At 71.3% G+C, this 17,705-nt stretch carries 17 protein-coding genes, 3 tRNA genes and 1 pseudogene; 13 read left to right on the top strand and 8 right to left on the bottom strand.

Annotation, left to right across the window (positions count from 1 at the left end; genetic code table 11):
• Positions 1–53: 53 nt before the first annotated feature.
• Positions 54–884, top strand: a complete 831-nt coding sequence (locus HUT10_RS24470; RefSeq protein ID WP_176173342.1) for a class I SAM-dependent methyltransferase — start codon at positions 54–56, stop codon at positions 882–884.
• 59 nt (positions 885–943) lie between these two features.
• Here HUT10_RS24470 and lon read toward each other — a convergent pair.
• The 3 genes and pseudogenes from lon to HUT10_RS24455 form a co-directional block, all read right to left on the bottom strand.
• Positions 944–3,345, bottom strand: a pseudogene (gene lon, locus HUT10_RS24465) (endopeptidase La).
• A gap of 100 nt (positions 3,346–3,445) precedes the next feature.
• The gene (locus HUT10_RS24460; protein WP_176173341.1) at positions 3,446–4,300 is read right to left on the bottom strand and encodes an SAM-dependent methyltransferase; all 855 of its coding nucleotides are present in this window, start codon (positions 4,298–4,300) and stop codon (positions 3,446–3,448) included.
• 71 nt (positions 4,301–4,371) lie between these two features.
• Positions 4,372–5,310, bottom strand: a complete 939-nt coding sequence (locus HUT10_RS24455; protein WP_176173340.1) for a GNAT family N-acetyltransferase — start codon at positions 5,308–5,310, stop codon at positions 4,372–4,374.
• A 310-nt stretch (positions 5,311–5,620) separates the two neighbouring features.
• On the opposite strand from HUT10_RS24455, the gene HUT10_RS24450 reads away from it, so the two are divergent.
• From HUT10_RS24450 to HUT10_RS24425, 6 genes are all read left to right on the top strand, one after another.
• Positions 5,621–8,260 (top strand): bifunctional diguanylate cyclase/phosphodiesterase, encoded by a 2,640-nt coding sequence (locus tag HUT10_RS24450; protein WP_176173339.1) that lies wholly within the window; start codon positions 5,621–5,623, stop codon positions 8,258–8,260.
• An 80-nt stretch (positions 8,261–8,340) separates the two neighbouring features.
• Positions 8,341–8,413: transfer RNA gene (locus tag HUT10_RS24445), tRNA-Thr, on the top strand.
• A gap of 50 nt (positions 8,414–8,463) precedes the next feature.
• A tRNA-Met gene (locus HUT10_RS24440) sits at positions 8,464–8,536 on the top strand.
• Positions 8,537–8,585: 49 nt separating this feature from the next.
• Complete coding sequence (gene rpmG, locus HUT10_RS24435; RefSeq protein ID WP_005152047.1) at positions 8,586–8,750, top strand: 50S ribosomal protein L33; 165 nt, start codon at positions 8,586–8,588, stop codon at positions 8,748–8,750.
• Positions 8,751–8,827: 77 nt separating this feature from the next.
• The gene (locus HUT10_RS24430; protein WP_176173338.1) at positions 8,828–9,277 is read left to right on the top strand and encodes a MaoC family dehydratase N-terminal domain-containing protein; all 450 of its coding nucleotides are present in this window, start codon (positions 8,828–8,830) and stop codon (positions 9,275–9,277) included.
• Positions 9,274–9,672, top strand: a complete 399-nt coding sequence (locus HUT10_RS24425) for a MaoC family dehydratase (protein ID WP_176173337.1) — start codon at positions 9,274–9,276, stop codon at positions 9,670–9,672. The genes HUT10_RS24430 and HUT10_RS24425 overlap by 4 nt, the downstream gene beginning before the upstream one ends.
• On the opposite strand, the gene HUT10_RS24420 is transcribed toward HUT10_RS24425, so the two are convergent.
• The 4 genes from HUT10_RS24420 to HUT10_RS24405 all read right to left on the bottom strand — a co-directional run bounded on the left by HUT10_RS24420 (position 9,669) and on the right by HUT10_RS24405 (position 12,895).
• Positions 9,669–10,574 carry an SGNH/GDSL hydrolase family protein gene (locus HUT10_RS24420; RefSeq protein WP_176173336.1) on the bottom strand — a complete coding sequence of 302 codons (906 nt, stop codon included), beginning with the start codon at positions 10,572–10,574 and terminating at the stop codon, positions 9,669–9,671. The two genes, HUT10_RS24425 and HUT10_RS24420, sit on opposite strands and share 4 nt — an antisense overlap.
• A gap of 35 nt (positions 10,575–10,609) precedes the next feature.
• A complete protein-coding gene (locus HUT10_RS24415) occupies positions 10,610–11,566 on the bottom strand; it encodes a hypothetical protein (RefSeq protein ID WP_176173335.1) in 957 nt (318 codons plus the stop codon).
• Positions 11,563–11,913 carry a GntR family transcriptional regulator gene (locus HUT10_RS24410; protein WP_176173334.1) on the bottom strand — a complete coding sequence of 117 codons (351 nt, stop codon included), beginning with the start codon at positions 11,911–11,913 and terminating at the stop codon, positions 11,563–11,565. Before HUT10_RS24410 ends, HUT10_RS24415 begins: the two co-directional genes overlap by 4 nt.
• Before the next feature lie 61 nt (positions 11,914–11,974).
• Positions 11,975–12,895, bottom strand: a complete 921-nt coding sequence (locus HUT10_RS24405; RefSeq protein WP_176173333.1) for a TIGR03619 family F420-dependent LLM class oxidoreductase — start codon at positions 12,893–12,895, stop codon at positions 11,975–11,977.
• A 206-nt stretch (positions 12,896–13,101) separates the two neighbouring features.
• Here HUT10_RS24405 and HUT10_RS24400 point away from each other — a divergent pair.
• The 6 genes from HUT10_RS24400 (at position 13,102) to HUT10_RS24375 (ending at position 16,689) form a co-directional block, all read left to right on the top strand.
• Positions 13,102–13,174 (top strand) — tRNA-Trp (locus HUT10_RS24400).
• Between the two features lie 26 nt (positions 13,175–13,200).
• Positions 13,201–13,641, top strand: coding sequence for a preprotein translocase subunit SecE (gene secE / locus HUT10_RS24395; RefSeq protein WP_176173332.1), 441 nt, complete (start codon positions 13,201–13,203; stop codon positions 13,639–13,641).
• A 65-nt stretch (positions 13,642–13,706) separates the two neighbouring features.
• Positions 13,707–14,537: a transcription termination/antitermination protein NusG gene (gene nusG / locus HUT10_RS24390; protein WP_176173331.1), complete on the top strand. Its 831-nt coding sequence runs from the start codon at positions 13,707–13,709 to the stop codon at positions 14,535–14,537.
• Between the two features lie 74 nt (positions 14,538–14,611).
• A complete protein-coding gene (gene rplK, locus HUT10_RS24385; RefSeq protein ID WP_043781763.1) occupies positions 14,612–15,049 on the top strand; it encodes a 50S ribosomal protein L11 in 438 nt (145 codons plus the stop codon).
• Between the two features lie 76 nt (positions 15,050–15,125).
• The gene (gene rplA / locus HUT10_RS24380) at positions 15,126–15,845 is read left to right on the top strand and encodes a 50S ribosomal protein L1 (protein ID WP_003079259.1); all 720 of its coding nucleotides are present in this window, start codon (positions 15,126–15,128) and stop codon (positions 15,843–15,845) included.
• A gap of 70 nt (positions 15,846–15,915) precedes the next feature.
• Positions 15,916–16,689, top strand: a complete 774-nt coding sequence (locus tag HUT10_RS24375) for an alpha/beta fold hydrolase (RefSeq protein WP_176173330.1) — start codon at positions 15,916–15,918, stop codon at positions 16,687–16,689.
• Here the strand turns inward: HUT10_RS24375 and HUT10_RS24370 are convergent.
• A complete protein-coding gene (locus HUT10_RS24370) occupies positions 16,686–17,633 on the bottom strand; it encodes a hypothetical protein (RefSeq protein WP_176173329.1) in 948 nt (315 codons plus the stop codon). The two genes, HUT10_RS24375 and HUT10_RS24370, sit on opposite strands and share 4 nt — an antisense overlap.
• Between the last annotated feature and the right edge of the window lie 72 nt (positions 17,634–17,705).

Below are 17,705 nucleotides of genomic sequence, written 5' to 3'. Positions count from 1 at the left end.
CCAGCTTCGGGTGCAGGGGCGCCGGGGGTTCCACCGAGTCGCTGGAGGAGCACATGGCCATTTCCGCAACGTTGCGACCCGTCCGTGAGGAGCTGGTCCGGGTGCAGTACGCCGAACCCGCGCTCGTGGCCGGGTACGCGAACGACCACGCCGGGTGGGGGCCCACCGCGCGGTACCACCATTCGCGGCGCTACGCCATCGACCAGGTCCTCGCCGGCTGCGGGGGTGGTGACCTGCTCGATGTCGGGTGCGGGCCGGGGATGATGGTGCGGCACCTGCTCGACACGCGGCCCGGCGACTTCCGGATCACCGCCTGCGACCAGTCTCCCGCCATGGTCGACGCCGTCGCGGCCCGCGCGGGTGACCAGGTGCGGCTGGCGGTCGGGGACATCCAAGACATGCCGTTCGAGGACCGGCAGTTCGACGTCGTGCTCGCGATGGGCGTGCTCGAGTACACCGATGCCGCGCAGGCGCTGCACGAAGTCACGCGGGTCACCCGGCCCGGCGGGCTCGTCGTCACGACGATGCTCAACCCGAGGAGCCCGTACCGGCTCTTCGAATGGGGCGTCTTCTGGCCCGCTCGCCGCACCCTCGGCGCCCTGGAACGCGTCGTCGGCGTCCCGCCCTCGAGACGGCACGGTGCCCGCCGCACCGGGATCGTCGCGCTCACCCCGCGGCGGCTGCGGGAACTGCTGTGGCGGGCCGGCCTGCAGCCGGGGGAGGTCATCGCCTACGACGTCACCGCGTCCGTGCCGCCGTTCGACCGGCTCGTGCGGCGGCGGGACCGCTCGTGGCGGGAGCGTCCGGAAACGACGATCGCGCGCGGGGCGAAACGCTGGCTGGGCACCGGTTACCTGGTCGCCGCCCGGAAGCTCGCCGGGTAGGGGAACGGCCGGTTTCCCTTGGGGAGAGGGAAACCGGCCGTCGGCGGCGGCGCTCGGGGTTACGCCGCCTGGGAAACCGGCGTCGAAGCCGGGGTCAGGGCGAGGTCGAGGACCTCGCGCACGTTCGCCACCGCGTGCACGTCGAGCTGGCTCAGCACCTCGGCCGGGACGTCGTCCAGGTCGGGCTCGTTGCGCTGCGGGATGATCACCGTCTTCATCCCGGCCCGGTGGGCGGCCAGCAGCTTCTGCTTCACGCCGCCGATCGGCAGGACGCGGCCGGTCAGCGACACCTCGCCGGTCATCGCCACGTCCGCGCGGACCACGCGGCCGGAGAGCAGCGACGCCAGCGCCGTCGTCATCGTGACGCCCGCCGACGGCCCGTCCTTCGGGACCGCGCCCGCCGGGACGTGGACGTGGATGCCGCGCTTGCGCAGGTCGCCCACCGGCAGCTCCAGCTCCGCGCCGTGCGACCGCAGGTAGGACAGCGCGATCTGCACCGACTCCTTCATCACGTCGCCGAGCTGGCCGGTCAGCTGCAGCCCGGACGCGCCGGACTCCTCGTCGGCCAGCGACGCCTCGATGTAGAGGACGTCACCGCCCGCGCCGGTCACCGCCAGGCCGGTCGCCACGCCCGGGGTCGCCGTGCGCTGCGTCGACGCCGGCAGCGACGACTCGGGGATGTGCCGCGGCCGGCCCAGGTAGGTCTCCAGGTCGGACGCGTCGATCGAAACCGGCAGCGCCACCTCGTCCAGCGCCACCTTGGTCGCGACCTTGCGCAGCACCTTGGCGATCGTCCGGTTCGCGTCGCGCACGCCCGCCTCGCGGGTGTATTCGGCGGCGATCCGGCTGAACGCGGCGTCGGTCAGGACGACGTCGGACGTGCCCAGGCCGGCTCGCTCCAGCTCGCGGGGGAGCAGGTGGTCGCGGGCGATGGTGACCTTCTCGTGCTCGGTGTAGCCGTCCAGCGTGACGAGCTCCATGCGGTCCAGCAGCGGGCCGGGGATGGTCTCCAGCGCGTTGGCCGTGGCCAGGAACACGACGTCGGACAGGTCCAGCTCGACCTCGAGGTAGTGGTCGCGGAACGTGTGGTTCTGCTCCGGGTCCAGCACTTCGAGCAGCGCCGCGGTCGGGTCGCCGCGGTAGTCGGCGCCGACCTTGTCGATCTCGTCGAGCAGCACGACCGGGTTCATCGAGCCGGCTTCCTTGATGGCGCGGACGATCCGGCCGGGCAGCGCGCCGACGTACGTGCGGCGGTGACCGCGGATCTCCGCCTCGTCGCGGATGCCGCCGAGGGCGACCCGGACGAACTTGCGGCCCATGGCCTTCGCGACGGATTCACCCAGCGACGTCTTGCCGACCCCGGGAGGGCCCGCGAGAGCCAGCACGGCACCGGAGCGACGGCCGCCGACCGGGCCCAGGCCCGACTCGGCACGGCGCTTGCGCACGGCCAGGTACTCGATGATGCGTTCCTTGACGTCGTCGAGCCCGGCGTGGTCGGCGTCGAGGATCGCGCGGGCGGCCGCGATGTCGTAGACGTCCTCGGTGCGCTCGTTCCAGGGCAGCTCCAGGACGGTGTCCAGCCAGGTGCGGATCCAGCCGCCCTCGGGGACTGGTCGGACGTGCGGTCCAGCTTGTCCACTTCGGCCAGTGCGGCCTTCTTGACGGCGTCGGGCAGCTCGGCTCCCTCGACGCGGGCGCGGTAGTCCGTCTCGTCGGCGGTGCCGTCGAGCTCTCCGAGCTCCTTGCGGATGGCTTCGAGCTGGCGGCGCAGCAGGAACTCCTTCTGCTGCTTCTCCATGCCCTCGGCGACGTCCTTGCGGATGGTGTCGGTCACCTCGAGCTCGGCCAGGTATTCCTTGCTCCACTCGAGCGCCTTCTCCAGCCGGACGGCGACGTCCAAAGTGGACAGCAGCTCGAGCTTCTGCTCGGTGCTCAGGTACGGCGCGTTGCCGGACAGGTCGGCGACCGCGGAGGGCTCCTCGACCTGCTGGACGGCGTCGATCAGCTGCCAGCCGCCGCGCTGCTGGAGGATCGAGATGACGACGGCCTTGTACTCGGCCGCGAGCTTGGCGGCCTGGTCGCCGGTGATCTCGGGGGCGTCCTCGGCGTGCACCCACCGGGCCGCGCCGGGCCCGTCGGCGATCCGGCCGACGACGGCGCGGCCGGTGCCGCGCAGCAGGGCGGCGGCCTTGCCGCCGGGGACGCGGCCGATCCGCTCGACCGTGGCGACGGTGCCGAACTCGGCGTACTCGCCGTGGACGCGCGGGACGATGAGAACCTCGGCCTTGGTGGCCGCGGAGGACCGGATGCCGGGGAAGGACGCCTGGCTCGGCGTCTTGGCCTGTGCGGACTCCACCGCGGCCCGCGTCTCGCTGTCGGTCAGGTCGAGCGGGACGACCATGCCCGGCAGCACGACGTCGTCATCGAGCGGGAGCACGGGCAGGAGGCGGGTGTCGGACATGTGCACTCCTCGTGTAGTTGAGTCTGCCTAGCTCAACTCTCCGATGGGTGCGTTTGTTTCCGATGGTGCGTTCGCCCACAGCGATCGGGGAAACCGCAGGTCAGGGCGCTGGTTTCTCCGCGACGGCGCACCAGGCGAACGGGCGGGCCTCCGCCTCCAGGGCGTTGACCTTCCGGTCCGGCCGCCAGTCCGGCAGGTGCACGATCCCCGGTTCCAGGATCCGCCAGTCGCCGAACAGCGGCTCGATCTCCTCGCGGTCGCGCAGCCAGACCGGGTTGCTCGTCTTGCGGTACTGCTCGACGAACCAGCGCAGCCCCTCCAGGTACGGGCCCGACCCGTCGCCCTCGCTCATCTGGGAGATCGCCAGCCAGCTGCCAGGGGCCAGTGCGTCGCGGTAGGCCGCCAGGAGGCCGTCCGGGTCGTCGTCCGGGCCCACGAAGTGCAGCACCGCCGCCATGATCAAGCAGACCGGCTGGGAGAAGTCGATCAGCCGCCGCGTCTCCTCGGCGCGCAGGACGGACTTCGCGTTCCTCATGTCGGCCTGGACGATGCCCGCCCAGTCCGTGGCCATGCCCTCTTCGAGGATGAGCGTTGCGTGGGCGACGGCGACCGGCTCGTAGTCGACGTAGACCACCTTCGCGTCGTGGTCCTCGGGGAGCTCCGCCTCGACCACCTCGTGCACGTTGCCCGCCGTCGGGACGCCCGAGCCCAGGTCGATGAACTGCCGGATCCCGGCGCGCAGGGCCGCCCGCACCGCGCGGTTCATGAACTCGCGGTTCTGCTTCGACCCCGGGCGCACCAGCGGCCACTGCTGCTCCATGCGCCTGCCGAACTCGCGGTCCACGGCCCAGTTCTGGGTACCGCCCAGGTACCAGTCGTAGATCCGGGCCGCGGACGGCTTCTCGGTGTCGACACCCTCGGGCGCTCTCGGCGCGGAATCCCGCTGGTCGGTCACTTCAGGCTCCCCTCGCTGGCGGCGAGGGCAAGCCTATAAGCCCAGCGCAATCCCGGTAATCCTCCGGTCGTTCACCGAACAGCCGGTCGACGCTGCCAGTACGTCCACAGCGGGCGGTAGCCCTGCGCGTACCAGAACGGCGTCGACAGCGGGTTCGCCGCCGCGTGGTGCAGCAGGACGACGTCGGCTCCTTCCTCGTCCAGGACGTGGTGGGCGTGCGTCGCCAGCGCGGTGCCGACGCCGGACGACCGCGCCGCCTCGGCCACGGCCAGCGACGACAGGTAGCCCACCCGGGAGGCGGCGACGCGGCCGCTGATCCAGCCGGTCTCGCCCGGGTGCTGGACGCTCACCATGCCGAGCGGACGGCCGTACAGCTCCGCGATCCACAACGGCGGCTCCGGCCGCTTCAGCTGCTCGGCGAGGTCCTTCGCCAGGATGTCCTCGACGCCGGAGCGCCAGTTCACCGTGCCGTACTGGGCGTCGTAGGAGTGCAGTTCCATGCCGAGCGCCACGGCGGTCTCGAGGTCGCCGGGCTCGGCGCGGCGGATCTTGACCCCCGGCGTCCCCAGCGGCGTGGCCGGGACCAGCCGCTGTGACGGGCGGACCGCGACCACCCGCAGCGGGGCGAAGCCGTGGTGCAGCATTTCCCGCGCGCCGGCGGCGTCGCGGCTCGCGCGGGGGACGATCGCCGCCGTCTCGGTGTCGCCGCGCTCGGCGACCGCGCGCAGATGTTCATCCCATCGGGTGAGGAGGGCGTCGAGGACGGCCGCCGGCTGCGGGCCGGCCAGCTGGAGGTCGAGGCGGTGCTCGGTGAGCGCGCGCCACGGGGCGTTGGGGGCGTCGCGGTCGACCTGGACGCGGGACGCCAGCCCGGACGCGGCGGAGTCGCCCGTGGCGACCTCCAGTACCACCGCGTTTTCCGCCGCTTCGAAGGGAGTCGAGCCGGGGAGGAGGGGATCCACCGCCGCGAGCCGGGCCGCGTGCTCGGTGGCAATCACATCGCTGTGCATGGAGCTATTGAAGCGCTACCCGGCGCTGCACGCGTAGAGATGCAGGCGGAGAACCGGCAGAGTTCGGACAACCCCCGCTTGAGGGGGCTCCGGGTGGCGAAGCCCCCGGCCCGGGGCGAAGCCCCGGTTGTCACAGCCGTTTCACACTTTGGTCCACGCAGGTCAGCGCGTTCGAGGCATTGTTAACCCTGGGGTGATCTCCTACTGTCTCGAAAGGGACACGGGTACGCCTGACGGGGTACGGTATGGCCCTTGTCCACACCCGAAGTCACGGATCAGCACCGGTGGACAAGCCGGGAGGGAAGGTCGGATGCCGGACACCAACGCCCACGGTGACGCCGTCGCGCAGGCGCAGCCCGGGCCGGGAGCCGCTTCCGGGACACCTCCGGTCTCCGCCGAAGCCCGCACCGACGAACGCCGCTTCCGCGTCTACACCTTCGCCGTGCTCAGCCTCGGGCTCGTCGCCGCGTTCGCGGTCGGCTCGTGGCTGCCGTTCGAGTGGAACGACCGGCTGCTGTGGATCGGGCCGGTGCTCGCGGTCGCCTTCCTGCTCGCCGAACAGCTCGGCATCAACGTCGACGTCCGCAGCGGCATCTCGTGGACGATCTCCTTCACCGAGATCCCGCTCGTCATCGGCTTCTTCATCGCGCCGTTCGAGGTCGTGCTGGCCGCGCACCTGGTCGCCGGCATCGGCACGCTGCTCGCGCGCAAGGTCGCCGGCCGCGTGCTCTACAACGCGGGCGCGTTCCTGCTCGAGATCACCGGCGCCTTCGCGGTCGCCGGGCTGGTGAAGCACCTGGCCGGGACCGGCGACCGGATCCCGTGGGTCGCGGCGCTGGCCGGCACCCTGACCGCGCCGCTGGTGAGCACCCTGCTCGCGCTGGCCGCGGTCCGCGTGCTGCGCCGCCGGATGCGGGTCAGCACCGCCGTCCGGCTCACCGGGCGGATCCTGGTCGTCGGCTTCGTCAACGCCTCCGTCGGCCTCTCCGGCTACCTCGTCATCTCCAGCACGCCCCAGGCGTGGCCGCTGGTGCTCGCCGTCTTCCTCGGCCTCACCGCGCTCTACTGGGCGTACTCGGACCTGCTGCGCGAGCAGCGGGACATGGAGGCGCTCTCCGACGTCAGCCTGATGGTGGCCCGCTCGGGCCAGCAGGCCGCGGCGCGCCCGGCCAGCCGGGCCGACGAGCTCGTCGGCGGCGTGGACGTCCGCGAGTGGGCGACGATCGCCGAGCGCATCAAGGACCAGCTCGCCGCCGGCCGGGTCGTGCTGAGACTCCGGCTGGAGCCGAAGGACACCATGCGGGTCGTGGTCGCGGGCGACGAGCTGCCGGTCGCCGACCCCGCCGCCGACGACCCGCTGCTGCGGCTGCCCGGCGCGCACGTCCGGCACTTCCGGATCACCGAGGCCAACCCCGACGTCCGCGCGGCCCTGCTCGACCGCGGCGCGCAGGAGGCGCTGGTCGTCCCGCTGCGCAGCGCGAACCGGCTGCTCGGCGTGGTCGAGGCGCACGACCGGCTGTCCCGCTGGCGCGGCTTCGGCAAGTACGACGTGCAGCTGCTCGGCACGATGGCCAGCCACCTCGCGACGTCGCTGGACAACCGGCGCCTGCTCGCGACGCTGCGCCATGACGCCTACCACGACCCGCTCACCGGGCACCTCAACCGGCCGGGCTTCCGGCAGGTGGCGAAGGAGCCGCTGCGGGACGTCCCCAACGCCGTGGTGCTGCGGATCGACCTCGACGTCTTCTCCACGGTCAGCGACGCGCTCGGCTACGCGTGGGCCGACCGGATGGTCGTCGCGGCCGGCCGCCGCATCCGCGACGCGCTCGGCCCCGACGTCCCGCTCGCCCGGCTCGAAGGCGCGTCCTTCGCGGCCCTGCTCGTCGGCGTTCCGCCGGAGGACGCCCACCGTGCCGCGGAACGGCTGCGCGAAGAGCTGTCGGCGCCGTACCCGGTGGACCGGCTGTCGGTCGAGGCGAACGCGATGATCGGCTACGCGACGACGTCCGCGGAGGAGCCCGGCGACGTCGTGGACATCGAGGGCCTGCTGCAGCGCGCCGACGTCGCCGTCCGCGCGACGAAGGGCGGCGAAGAGGTCCGCGGTTACGTGCCGAGCATGGGCCAGATCTTCCTGCGCCGCTTCCAGATGGTCACGCAGTTCCGGCAGTCCCTCGAGGACGGCCAGGTCAGCGTGCACTACCAGCCCAAGATCACGCTGCCGAACCGGCAGGTGCAGGGCGTCGAGGCGCTGGTGCGCTGGGTGCACCCGGAGTTCGGCAGGCTCGGGCCGGACGAGTTCGTCCCGGCCATCGAGGCGGCCGGCCTGATCGGCGTGCTGACCGGTTTCGTGCTCGGCGAGGCGCTCAAGCGCTGCCGCAAGTGGCTCGACGAGGGCCTGCGGATCTCGGTCGCGGTCAACCTGTCGGTGCGCAACCTGGCCGACGAGGACTTCCCGAACAAGGTGGCTCGCGAGCTGGAGCACCACGGCATCCCGCCCGAGCTGCTGACGTTCGAGCTGACCGAGTCCGGCGTGATGTCCGACCCGCAGAAGGCGCTGCCGATCCTGCGCGAGCTGCACTCGCTGGGCATCACCCTCGCCGTGGACGACTTCGGCACCGGGTACTCGTCGCTGGCCTACCTGCGGCAGCTGCCGGTCGACCAGGTCAAGATCGACAAGAGTTTCGTCCTCGGCATGGGGACCGACCTCGGCGATCTCGCGGTGGTCCGGTCGATCGTCGAGCTGGGGCACTCGCTCGGGCTGACCGTGGTGGCCGAGGGCGTCGAGGAGGACGTGGCGCGCGACCAGCTCGAGGCGATGGGGTGTGACGTCGCCCAGGGCTACCTGATCTCGCGGCCGCTGCCGGAGGACCGCCTGGAGGCGTGGCTGCAGGCCCGGACCGCGCGCTCGCCGGGGCGGCACTCGGAGACCGTCCTGACCCTCCTGACCTGAGCTTTTGCCGTTTGGGGACCCCGGTTGCACGGCCGGGTGAAGCCCCTTGCTAATCTTTCCAAGTCCTCGCGAGAGGCCAGGCCCCTTTAGCTCAGTCGGCAGAGCGTCTCCATGGTAAGGAGAAGGTCTACGGTTCGATTCCGTAAAGGGGCTCTCGACCTCAGCCGCGTCACGCCTGCGTGTCGCGGCTTGGGTCATGTAAGGGCGGTGTAGCTCAGTTGGCAGAGCAAGCGGCTCATAATCGCTGTGTCGCCGGTTCAAGTCCGGCCACCGCTACGCGGTAACGACGGGGCTGGCCCCCGGACCTGAGAGAGAAGGAAACGCTGTGGCTGCCACCGACGTGCGACCCAAGATCACGCTGGCGTGCGAAGAGTGCAAGCACCGCAACTACATCACCAAGAAGAACCGGCGCAACAACCCGGATCGCCTGGAGATGAAGAAGTTCTGCCCGAACTGCGGTACGCACCGGACTCACAAAGAGACCCGCTGAGTAGCGCGTTCTCACCAGCTTCGAAGGGCCGTCCCGGATCCACCGGGGCGGCCCTTCGCTGTTGGTAGCCTCTCCGGGTGCCCTTGGACCAGTCGTTCATCGGGCGGAGCTATCCGCCGCAGACCAGTTACGAAGTGAGCCGGGAGAAGATCCGGGAGTTCGCCGACGCGATCGGCGACGCGAACCCGGTCTACCGCGATCCGGAGGCGGCCCGCGAAGCCGGCCACCCGGACGTGATCGCCCCGCCGACCTTCCTCACGATCATCAACCTCGCCTCGATCAACGCGATCGTCACCGACCCCGAACTCGGGCTCGACTACTCGCGGATGGTGCACGGCGACCAGGGCTTCACCTACACGCGCCCGGTGTTCGCCGGTGACGTGCTCGAGGTGACCACCCACATCGACGCCATCATGGCCCGCGCCGGCAACGACTTCATCAACCTGCGCGCCGAGATCAACGACGCCGCGGGCCAGAAGGTCTGCACCACCCGCGCGCAGCTGGTGGTCCGAGGGGAGAACGCGTGAACACCGGCGACGAGCTGCCCGCCCTCGAGGTCCGGATCACCCGCGAGCAGCTGGTCCGCTACGCCGGGGCGGCGCTGGACTTCAACCCGATCCACTGGAACGAGGCGTTCGCGAAGGACGTCGGCCTGCCGGACGTCATCGCGCACGGGATGCTGACGATGGCAGTGGCCGGCCGGGTCGTCACCGACTGGCTCGGCGACCCCGCCCGGCTCGTCGACTTCAGCGCCCGCTTCACCCGGCCGGTCGTGGTGCCGAACACGCCCGAAGGCGCCGTGGTCGAGGTCACCGGGAAGGTCGCCGACGTCAAGGACGACGGGATCGCCCGGATCGACCTCGTGGTCAAGTTCGACGGCAAGACCGTGCTGGGGAAGCCGCAGGCCCTGGTCCGCCGTTAAGGCAGCTTCAGGACCGCCAGCACCGCGTCGGCCATGCCCTGCTCCCCCCGGGCGTTCGGGTGGAGCGGGGCGGCCGGCGAGGCCGGCAGCAGCCCCTCGATCCAGCGCTTGTCCGACGCCGAGCACACGTCGTGGCCCTTGCCAGGCGTGGCGGTGTCCGCGTACCCCGCGCGGTGCGCGTCCGCCTGGTCCTCGAGCATCTTGTTCAGCTTGCCCAGCGCGCCGCGGAAGTACTCGATGTCGCCCGCGCCGAACGGCAGGGACGGCCAGCAGCCGTTGCCGTCCGGCAGCACGGACGGGTAGCCGACCACGACCACCTTGGCCTTCGGGGCCTTCTTGTGGATGCGGTCGAGGATCGCGGCGATCTTCGGGGCCGTCGCGTCGATGCGCTCGGCCAGCTGGTCGTGGCCGCCCGCGGTCAGGCGGTCGCGGCACGGGGAGGCGTTCTGGTTCGTCGTCGCGCAGCCCGACGCGTACGAGAAGAAGCCGACGTCGTTGCCGCCGATGCCCAATGTCACCAGGGTCGTCTCCGCCGTCACCGCGTCCAGCTGCGGCGGGTTGGTGCCGTTGCCCGTCTTCTGCGCGCCGGTCAGGTTCGCCGTCGTCGCGCCGCTGCAGCTGACGTCGGCGAACTGGGCCGGCTTGAGCTTCGCCGAGACCAGGTGCGGGTAGTTGTCGTCGGACCGGTCGCAGCCGGCCGGGGTGCCCGCCTGCCGCCCGGTTCGCGGCGACGACGTGTACGAATCCCCGAGGGCGACGTAGCGGCCGGAGCCGCCGCCGGTGTCCACGCCCTCCGGGGGCGCCGACGAAGAGCCGTGCTGCCACTTGTAGTACCCGAAGGCCAGCAACCCGACCACGAGCACGAGCACCAGGCAGCCCCCGCCACCGCTTTTCTTCGCCACTTCTTCGTTTCTACCGAACCAACCCGGCCACCGGCCTAGTCAATCCGGGTGATCCGCTGCGCGAGCAGATCGTTGACGAGCCCGGCGCCCGTCTCCGGGTCGTCCACGCTGACCAGCACCGTCCGGCCGTTCGCCAGTGCGAGCACCAGCGCCGGGCCGCCGCGCACCTTGTACGCCGTCGTGCCGGTGACCGGGTTGAAGCGCAGGCCCAGCCCGCCGTCGCCGAACGTCGTCAGCTCGCGCGTGGTCGCTTCGCGGACGTCCTCGAGCGAGAAGTGCCGCCAGGGGACGCCCAGGAGGCCGAAGCGGATCGTCACGCCCCTGGCGTCCACCGACGCCGACAGCCGGTAGGTCAACGCGGTCACCACGACGCCGACGAAGGCGATCCACACGCCCGTCTGCCACGGGAGTCCGGCGGGCAGCAGCGCGATGGCCACCGGGACCAGGGCCAGCGCCCAGAGCATCGCCGGGTTCACCGCCCGGCCCGACCAGAACGCGCGTTCCCCGGGGCGGAGCCCGACGCTCGGGCGGTCCGCGGTCTCCGGGGCCGGCGGCGAGGGCAGTCCGCCGACCAGCGCCGCGATGCCGCCGAGGATCGCCGCGCCCAGCAGGAAGGGGAGGACGGCGAGGCCGCTGCGCGCCGCCTGCCAGTCCGGGACGTCGAGGTTCGCCACGAGCACCGAGAGCAGGACGGCGGCAGGCAACGCGGCGAACCCGGCGCCCACCCCGACGGTCGGGCGCGGCAGCGGCCGCCCGCGGCGCAGCGCGGTGACCGCCGACGTGGCCAGGAGCAGGACGGCGACGGCGCCGAGCCCCAGCGCCACGCCGGTGAACGTCCCGAGTGCGCTGTGGCCGTTCGGCCCGCTGCTCCAGTGCGTCGCGACGGGGTCGGGCAGCCGGCCGGCCCAGGCGTCCTCCAGCACGCCCGCGACGGCGAGCGCGGCGCCCGGGAGCACGGCGGTGGCGAACAGGACCCGGATCAGCTTGGTCATGAGTACTTCTCCTTCAACACCCCGGTGAGCTCGTCGAGGCCGACGCCCGCGCGCTTCGCCTCGCGGACCAGGTCCTCGGCCAGCTCGGCCAGCCGCGCCCGGGAGGACGCGCCGCCGATGACGACGGCGCCCCGGCGTCGCCGCAGGTCGATCAGGCCTTCGTCGCGAAGCAGCGCGTACGCCCGCAGCACGGTGTGGACGTTGATCTCCAGCGCCGCGGCCAGTTCCCGCGCCGGGGGCAGCTGCTCCCCGGGTGCCGGTTGCCCGTCGGCCAGCGACCGGCGCAGCGACGCGGCGACCTGCTCGAAGAGCGGGACGGTGGAGCTCGGATCGATTTGAACGAGCATAGTTCTAACTATAATAGAACAAAGAAGGTCTGCATGAGAGGTGCATCACACCGAACACGCCTCAGTCGGCGATCAGCTCGCCGGCGAGCTCCAGGGCGTGGTCGACGTCCTTCGCGACGTAGTGCAGGTCGACCAGCACCTCCGTGATGCCCAGCTCACGGGCCACGTCGAGGCAGGGCGGCACGTCGGCCACCGTCTCGATCGCGGTGCCCTGTCGCGGGTTGATCCGCAGCACGCGGCGCAGCGAGTTCGGGTCGCGCCCGGCCTTCTCGGCCGCTTCGCGCGCCACCGACCAGAGGCCCTCGAGGTACTGCTTCGGCATCCAGCCGGCGAGCCAGCCGTCCGCGCGGCGCCCGATCCGGGCCAGTGCCGGCGGCGAGAACCCGCCGAGCAGCACCGGCGGGCGTGGCCGCTGGGCCGGGCGCAGGCCCACCGTCGACGGCGCGATCCGCCACTGCGGGCCCTCGTGCGCCGCCGGGTCGCCGGTCCACAGCGCGTCGAGCGCGTCGAGGACGTCTTCGAGCCGCCGGCCCCGGCCCTCCCACGGCACCCCGGTGGCGAAGTACTCCTCGCGCAGCCAGCCGAGCCCGAAGCCGACGTCGAGGCGTCCCGAGCTGGCGAGGTCGAGCGAGGTCAGCGCCCTGGCGAGCAGGACGGGGGAATAAACCGGGCCGGTCAGCGCGCTCATCCCCAGGCGGGCCGTGCGGGTCACCGCCGCGGCGGCCGCGAGCGTGGTGAACGGGTCCGCGAAGGTCTCGAACTCCGTGGGGTACGGGTGTTCCGGCGTCCCGCCACCCGGGTACAGGTCCGACGGTTCCCGCGGCGTCAGGATCCGGTCGCCGACCCAGAGCGAGGTGAAGCCGAGGTCCTCGGCAGCGGTCGCGAAGCGCGGTACGGCCGCGGGGTCGGCGAGGGCGCCGTACTGGGGGAGCGCGAGCCCGAGCCGCATCGGAGCCCCCGCCGGACGGGGGGTGGTCGTCATGGCGGACATCCTGGCATGATCAGGTGGCCGGCGGGGAGTTTTCCGCAGGCCGGCCGGGGTTCGGAGGTCGATCGGGGGGCGCGGTTGCGGGCTCCCGCGAGGCTTGCCGTAGACTTCGGGACTTGGAACGCACTACGGTCATCCCCGCCTGGATGGTGGGGACGCTGGAATGCGTCCACCGGGGCTCCGAGCGATCGGGGCTCCACAGGGGTGTAGCTCAATTGGCAGAGCAGCGGTCTCCAAAACCGCAGGTTGCAGGTTCAAGTCCTGTCACCCCTGCGTAACGGAACTGGTGGAGCGGAGGAGTGGTCGTGAGCGACAGCGACGCCAGCGGCGGCGAGCAGGAGCAGGACGGCGCCGGGCAGAAGCCCGAGAGCCCGTCCCGTCCCGTCACAGCCGCTGCCCGGCGTGAGCGCCGTGCGACCGCTCGTCCGGCGGGGAAGTCCGCGGCACGTGCGGACGACAAGACCCGCCCGGCCGGGAAGTCGGGGGAGAAGACCGCCCCCGACGCGAAGGGCGCTCCGACTCCGAAGCGGGACCAGAAGCCGAAGAAGGCCTCCGTGTTCGCGCGGCTGGTGCGCTTCATCCGCGAGGTCTGGGCGGAATTGCGCAAGGTCATCTGGCCCAACCGGAAGCAGATGGTCACCTACACCGCGGTCGTGCTGGTCTTCGTGGTGTTCATGGTGGCCCTGGTGAGTGGCCTGGACCTGCTGTTCAAGTGGGGCATCGGCCACATCTTCGGCTGACGCGCCCCCGGCGCGGTGCCGATGGGGCCCCGGGCCCCGGCAATGATCAACTGAGAGGACGGAACGTGACCTCCGACAACGGCACAGCAGCCGGTCACGACCTGACCGAGCTTTCCGACGAGCAGGTGCACGCGGCACTCGGTGACGAAGAGTCCGCGCACCTCGAGCCCGTCGACGTGCCGGACGCCGAGGCCGACGACGACGCCGACGATTCCGCTGACGTCGCCGCCGATTCCGCCGACGACGTGGCCGACGAAGCCGAGCCCGCCGCGGACGACGAGGACCCGGTCGCCAAGCTGCGCGCCGAGCTGCTCGCCGCGCCCGGCGAGTGGTACGTCGTGCACTCCTACGCCGGGTACGAGAACAAGGTGAAGACCAACCTCGAGACCCGGACCCAGACCCTGGACGTCGAGGACTACATCTTCCAGATCGAGGTCCCGACCGAAGAGGTCACCGAGATCAAGAACGGCCAGCGCAAGCAGGTGCAGCGCAAGGTGCTGCCCGGCTACATCCTGGTCCGGATGGACCTGAACGACGCCTCGTGGAGCGCGGTGCGCAACACGCCGGGTGTCACCGGGTTCGTCGGCGCCACCTCGCGGCCGTCGCCGCTGACCGTGGACGAGGTGCTGAAGTTCCTCGCGCCGCAGGTCGAGAAGGAAGCTCCGGCCAAGGCCAGCAAGGGCGAGGCCGCCGCGACCGCGCCGCTCGGCGGCCCGGCCGTCGAGGTCGACTTCGAGGTCGGCGAGTCGGTCACGGTCATGGACGGCCCGTTCGCGACCCTGCCGGCGACGATCTCCGAGGTCAACGTCGACGGGCAGAAGCTGAAGGTCCTGGTGTCGATCTTCGGCCGGGAAACCCCGGTCGAGCTGTCGTTCAACCAGGTCTCCAAGATCTGAGGCCGGCCTTTCCGGCCGCAGTCCCCGCGTCCACGGCAGGTACGCGGGGAACGTAGTACAGGACAGGACAAGAAATGCCACCCAAGAAGAAGAAGCTTGCGGCGATCATCAAGCTGCAGATCAAGGCGGGTGCGGCCAACCCCGCGCCGCCGGTCGGCCCCGCGCTGGGTCAGCACGGCGTCAACATCATGGAGTTCTGCAAGGCCTACAACGCCGCGACCGAGTCGCAGCGCGGGGACGTCGTCCCGGTCGAGATCTCCGTGTACGAGGACCGGTCGTTCGACTTCAAGCTGAAGACGCCGCCGGCCGCGAAGCTGCTGCTGAAGGCCGCGGGCGTGGAGAAGGGCTCCGGCGAGCCGCACAAGACCAAGGTCGCCAAGGTCACCTGGGACCAGGTCCGCGAGATCGCCAAGACCAAGGAGACCGACCTCAACGCGCACGACATCGACCAGGCCGCGAAGATCATCGCCGGTACTGCTCGGTCGATGGGCATCACGGTCGTCGACGCCTGATTTTCGCTGCACCCGTGGGAGAGCCAGGGCTGGCTCGTCACCACACTGATCCGTTGAATTAGTTAGGACAGAAGAAATGCCCAAGCACAGCAAGGCTTACCGCCAGGCTGCGGAGCAGATCGACAAGACGCGTCTGTACGCGCCGCTCGAGGCTGCGAAGCTGGCGAAGGAGACCTCCAAGACCAAGATGGACGCGACCGTCGAGGTCGCGATGCGTCTCGGTGTGGACCCCCGCAAGGCCGACCAGATGGTCCGCGGCACCGTGAACCTGCCGCACGGCACCGGTAAGACCGCCCGCGTCATCGTCTTCGCCGTCGGCGACAAGGCCGCCGAGGCCGAAGCCGCCGGCGCGGACGCGGTCGGCACCGACGAACTGATCGAGCGCATCCAGGGTGGCTGGCTCGACTTCGACGCCGCGATCGCGACGCCGGACCAGATGGCCAAGGTGGGCCGCATCGCCCGCATCCTCGGCCCGCGCGGCCTGATGCCGAACCCGAAGACCGGCACGGTGACCCCCGCGGTCGCGAAGGCCGTGCAGGACATCAAGGGCGGTAAGATCAACTTCCGCGTCGACAAGCAGGCCAACCTGCACCTGGTGATCGGCAAGGCTTCCTTCGACACCGAGAAGCTGGTCGAGAACTACGCGGCGGCGCTGGACGAGATCTTGCGGGCCAAGCCGTCGTCGGCGAAGGGCCGTTACCTGAAGAAGGTCACCTTCACCACCACGATGGGCCCGGGCATCCCGGTCGACCCGCTGCGGACGCGTAACCTCCTCTCCGAGGAAGCTGCCGTCTGAGGCTGAGATCACCAGAAAGGGCGTCCCCGCTTGCTGCGGGGGCGCCCTTTCTTCGTGTCTTATTGACGTCATGCCGACTTTCGCGTCGTTCGACGGGCTCCGGTTGCACTACACGGTGTGGGAGGGCGACGGCGCCCACCGCCCGGTGCTGCTGCAGCACGGGTTCGCCGCGGACACGAACGCGAACTGGATCTCGACCGGGGTCGTCGCGGCCCTGCGGTCGGCGGGCTTCACGGTGATCTCGCTGGACGCCCGTGGCCACGGCCGGTCCGAGAAGCCGCACGACGAGTCCTGCTACGCCGAGGACGCGATGGCCCGGGACGTCTCGGCGCTGCTGGACGAGCTGGGCCTCGACGAGGTCTCGATGGTGGGCTACTCGATGGGCGCGATCATCGCCCTGACGGCAACGGCGGCGGACAAGCGCATCCGCTGCCTGGCCACGGGCGGCGTGGGCTCCGGAATCGTCGACTTCGGCGGCGTGGACCTGCGGGTGGTGAAGCCGGCCGAGATCGCCTCGGCGCTGCTGGCGGAGGACCCGTCGACGGTCCCGCCGTCCGGGGTGCCGTTCCGGCTGCTGGCGGACGCGGTGGGCGGCGACCGCCAAGCGCTGGCGGCGGTGGCGCTGGCTTCGCGGGAAGGGCGCATGAACCTGTCGGCGATCGGAGTGCCGACCCTGGTGCTGGCGGGCGAGCAGGACCAGCTGGCAGCCGAGCCGGAGCGCCTGGCGGCGGCGATCGCGGGGGCCAGGCTGGTGCGAATCCCGGGCGACCACATGACGGCGGTGATGTCACCGGCGTTCGCGGAGGCACTGGTCTCGTTCCTGGCGGCGCCACACCCGCGCTAGGGGCTGGTCGGGGTCGGCGCGGGGCAGGGTGTCGGCTCGTTGGTGTGCTCGACGATCAGCCACTGGCCCTTCGGCACCTTCGCCACGGTGAACGCGCCGAGCGCGGGACCGCCTTCGATGCCGAACCGGCACGAGCTGATCGTGAACCGGTCGCCGGGGATCGGCTCCGAGACGTACGACGGCATCGATTCGGCGTACTTGTTCTTGTTGGTGACCTTGCGGTTGAGCTCGTGCACCGCGACCTGGCAGTCCGCGTAGCCCAGGTCCTGGGCGAACTTCTGCTGGATCGGCTCGTCCATCCGCCCGCACGCCTGCGGGACGAGGTTCTGCGCGATGGCGTCGTAGACCTCGCGCACGGCTTCGTACGGGCTGGTCGAGAGGATGTGGTTCGTCTGGTACTTCCCGCCGCCCTCCTGGGCGAGCTGGGCGGAGGACTTGCCCGAGTCGTTGGGGAAGAAGTGGTTGTACAGCCAGGTTCCGGCGACGCCGAGGATCACCAGGGCCAGCACCCAGGCGAGGACCTTCTTGCCGAGCCACGTCACCCACTTCGGCGCGCGACGGCGCTCGGTCGGGACCAGCTGGTAGCCCGGCGGGATCATCGGCGGCTGGCCGCCCTGCTGCGGCACCGGCTGGGACGGCGGGGCTTGGACGACGCCCGCGTCCGGCGCGGGGGCCGGCTGGTTGCCCTGCTGGGCCTGGGTGAAGCGCAGGTAGTCCTGGAACTGCTGGAACTGGCGGAACTGCTCCAGCTCGGCCGGGTCTACCGGCGGCTGTGCGGAGGAGCTGGACGGCTGCGGGAGCGCCGGAGCGCCCTGCGCGGGGACGGGGGCGTTGCCGGGTGGGGGCAGAGCCGGGGCTCCCTGGCCGTTCCCGGCGGCGGGCGTGTTCCGGCCCGCCGGTTCGATGTCCGAGCCCGGCTTTCCGTCGTCACGCTGCTCCGCCACGTCACCATGATGCCCTCCGGAGCACGCGAACGAACCCCCAGGCGCCCTAAACGCAGGTCAGGACCGGCCCCC

Source organism: Amycolatopsis sp. Hca4, assembly GCF_013364075.1.
GTDB lineage: Bacteria > Actinomycetota > Actinomycetes > Mycobacteriales > Pseudonocardiaceae > Amycolatopsis.
The sequence above is the reverse complement of the archived record's forward strand: the minus strand, read 5'-3'. Positions and strand labels throughout refer to the sequence as shown.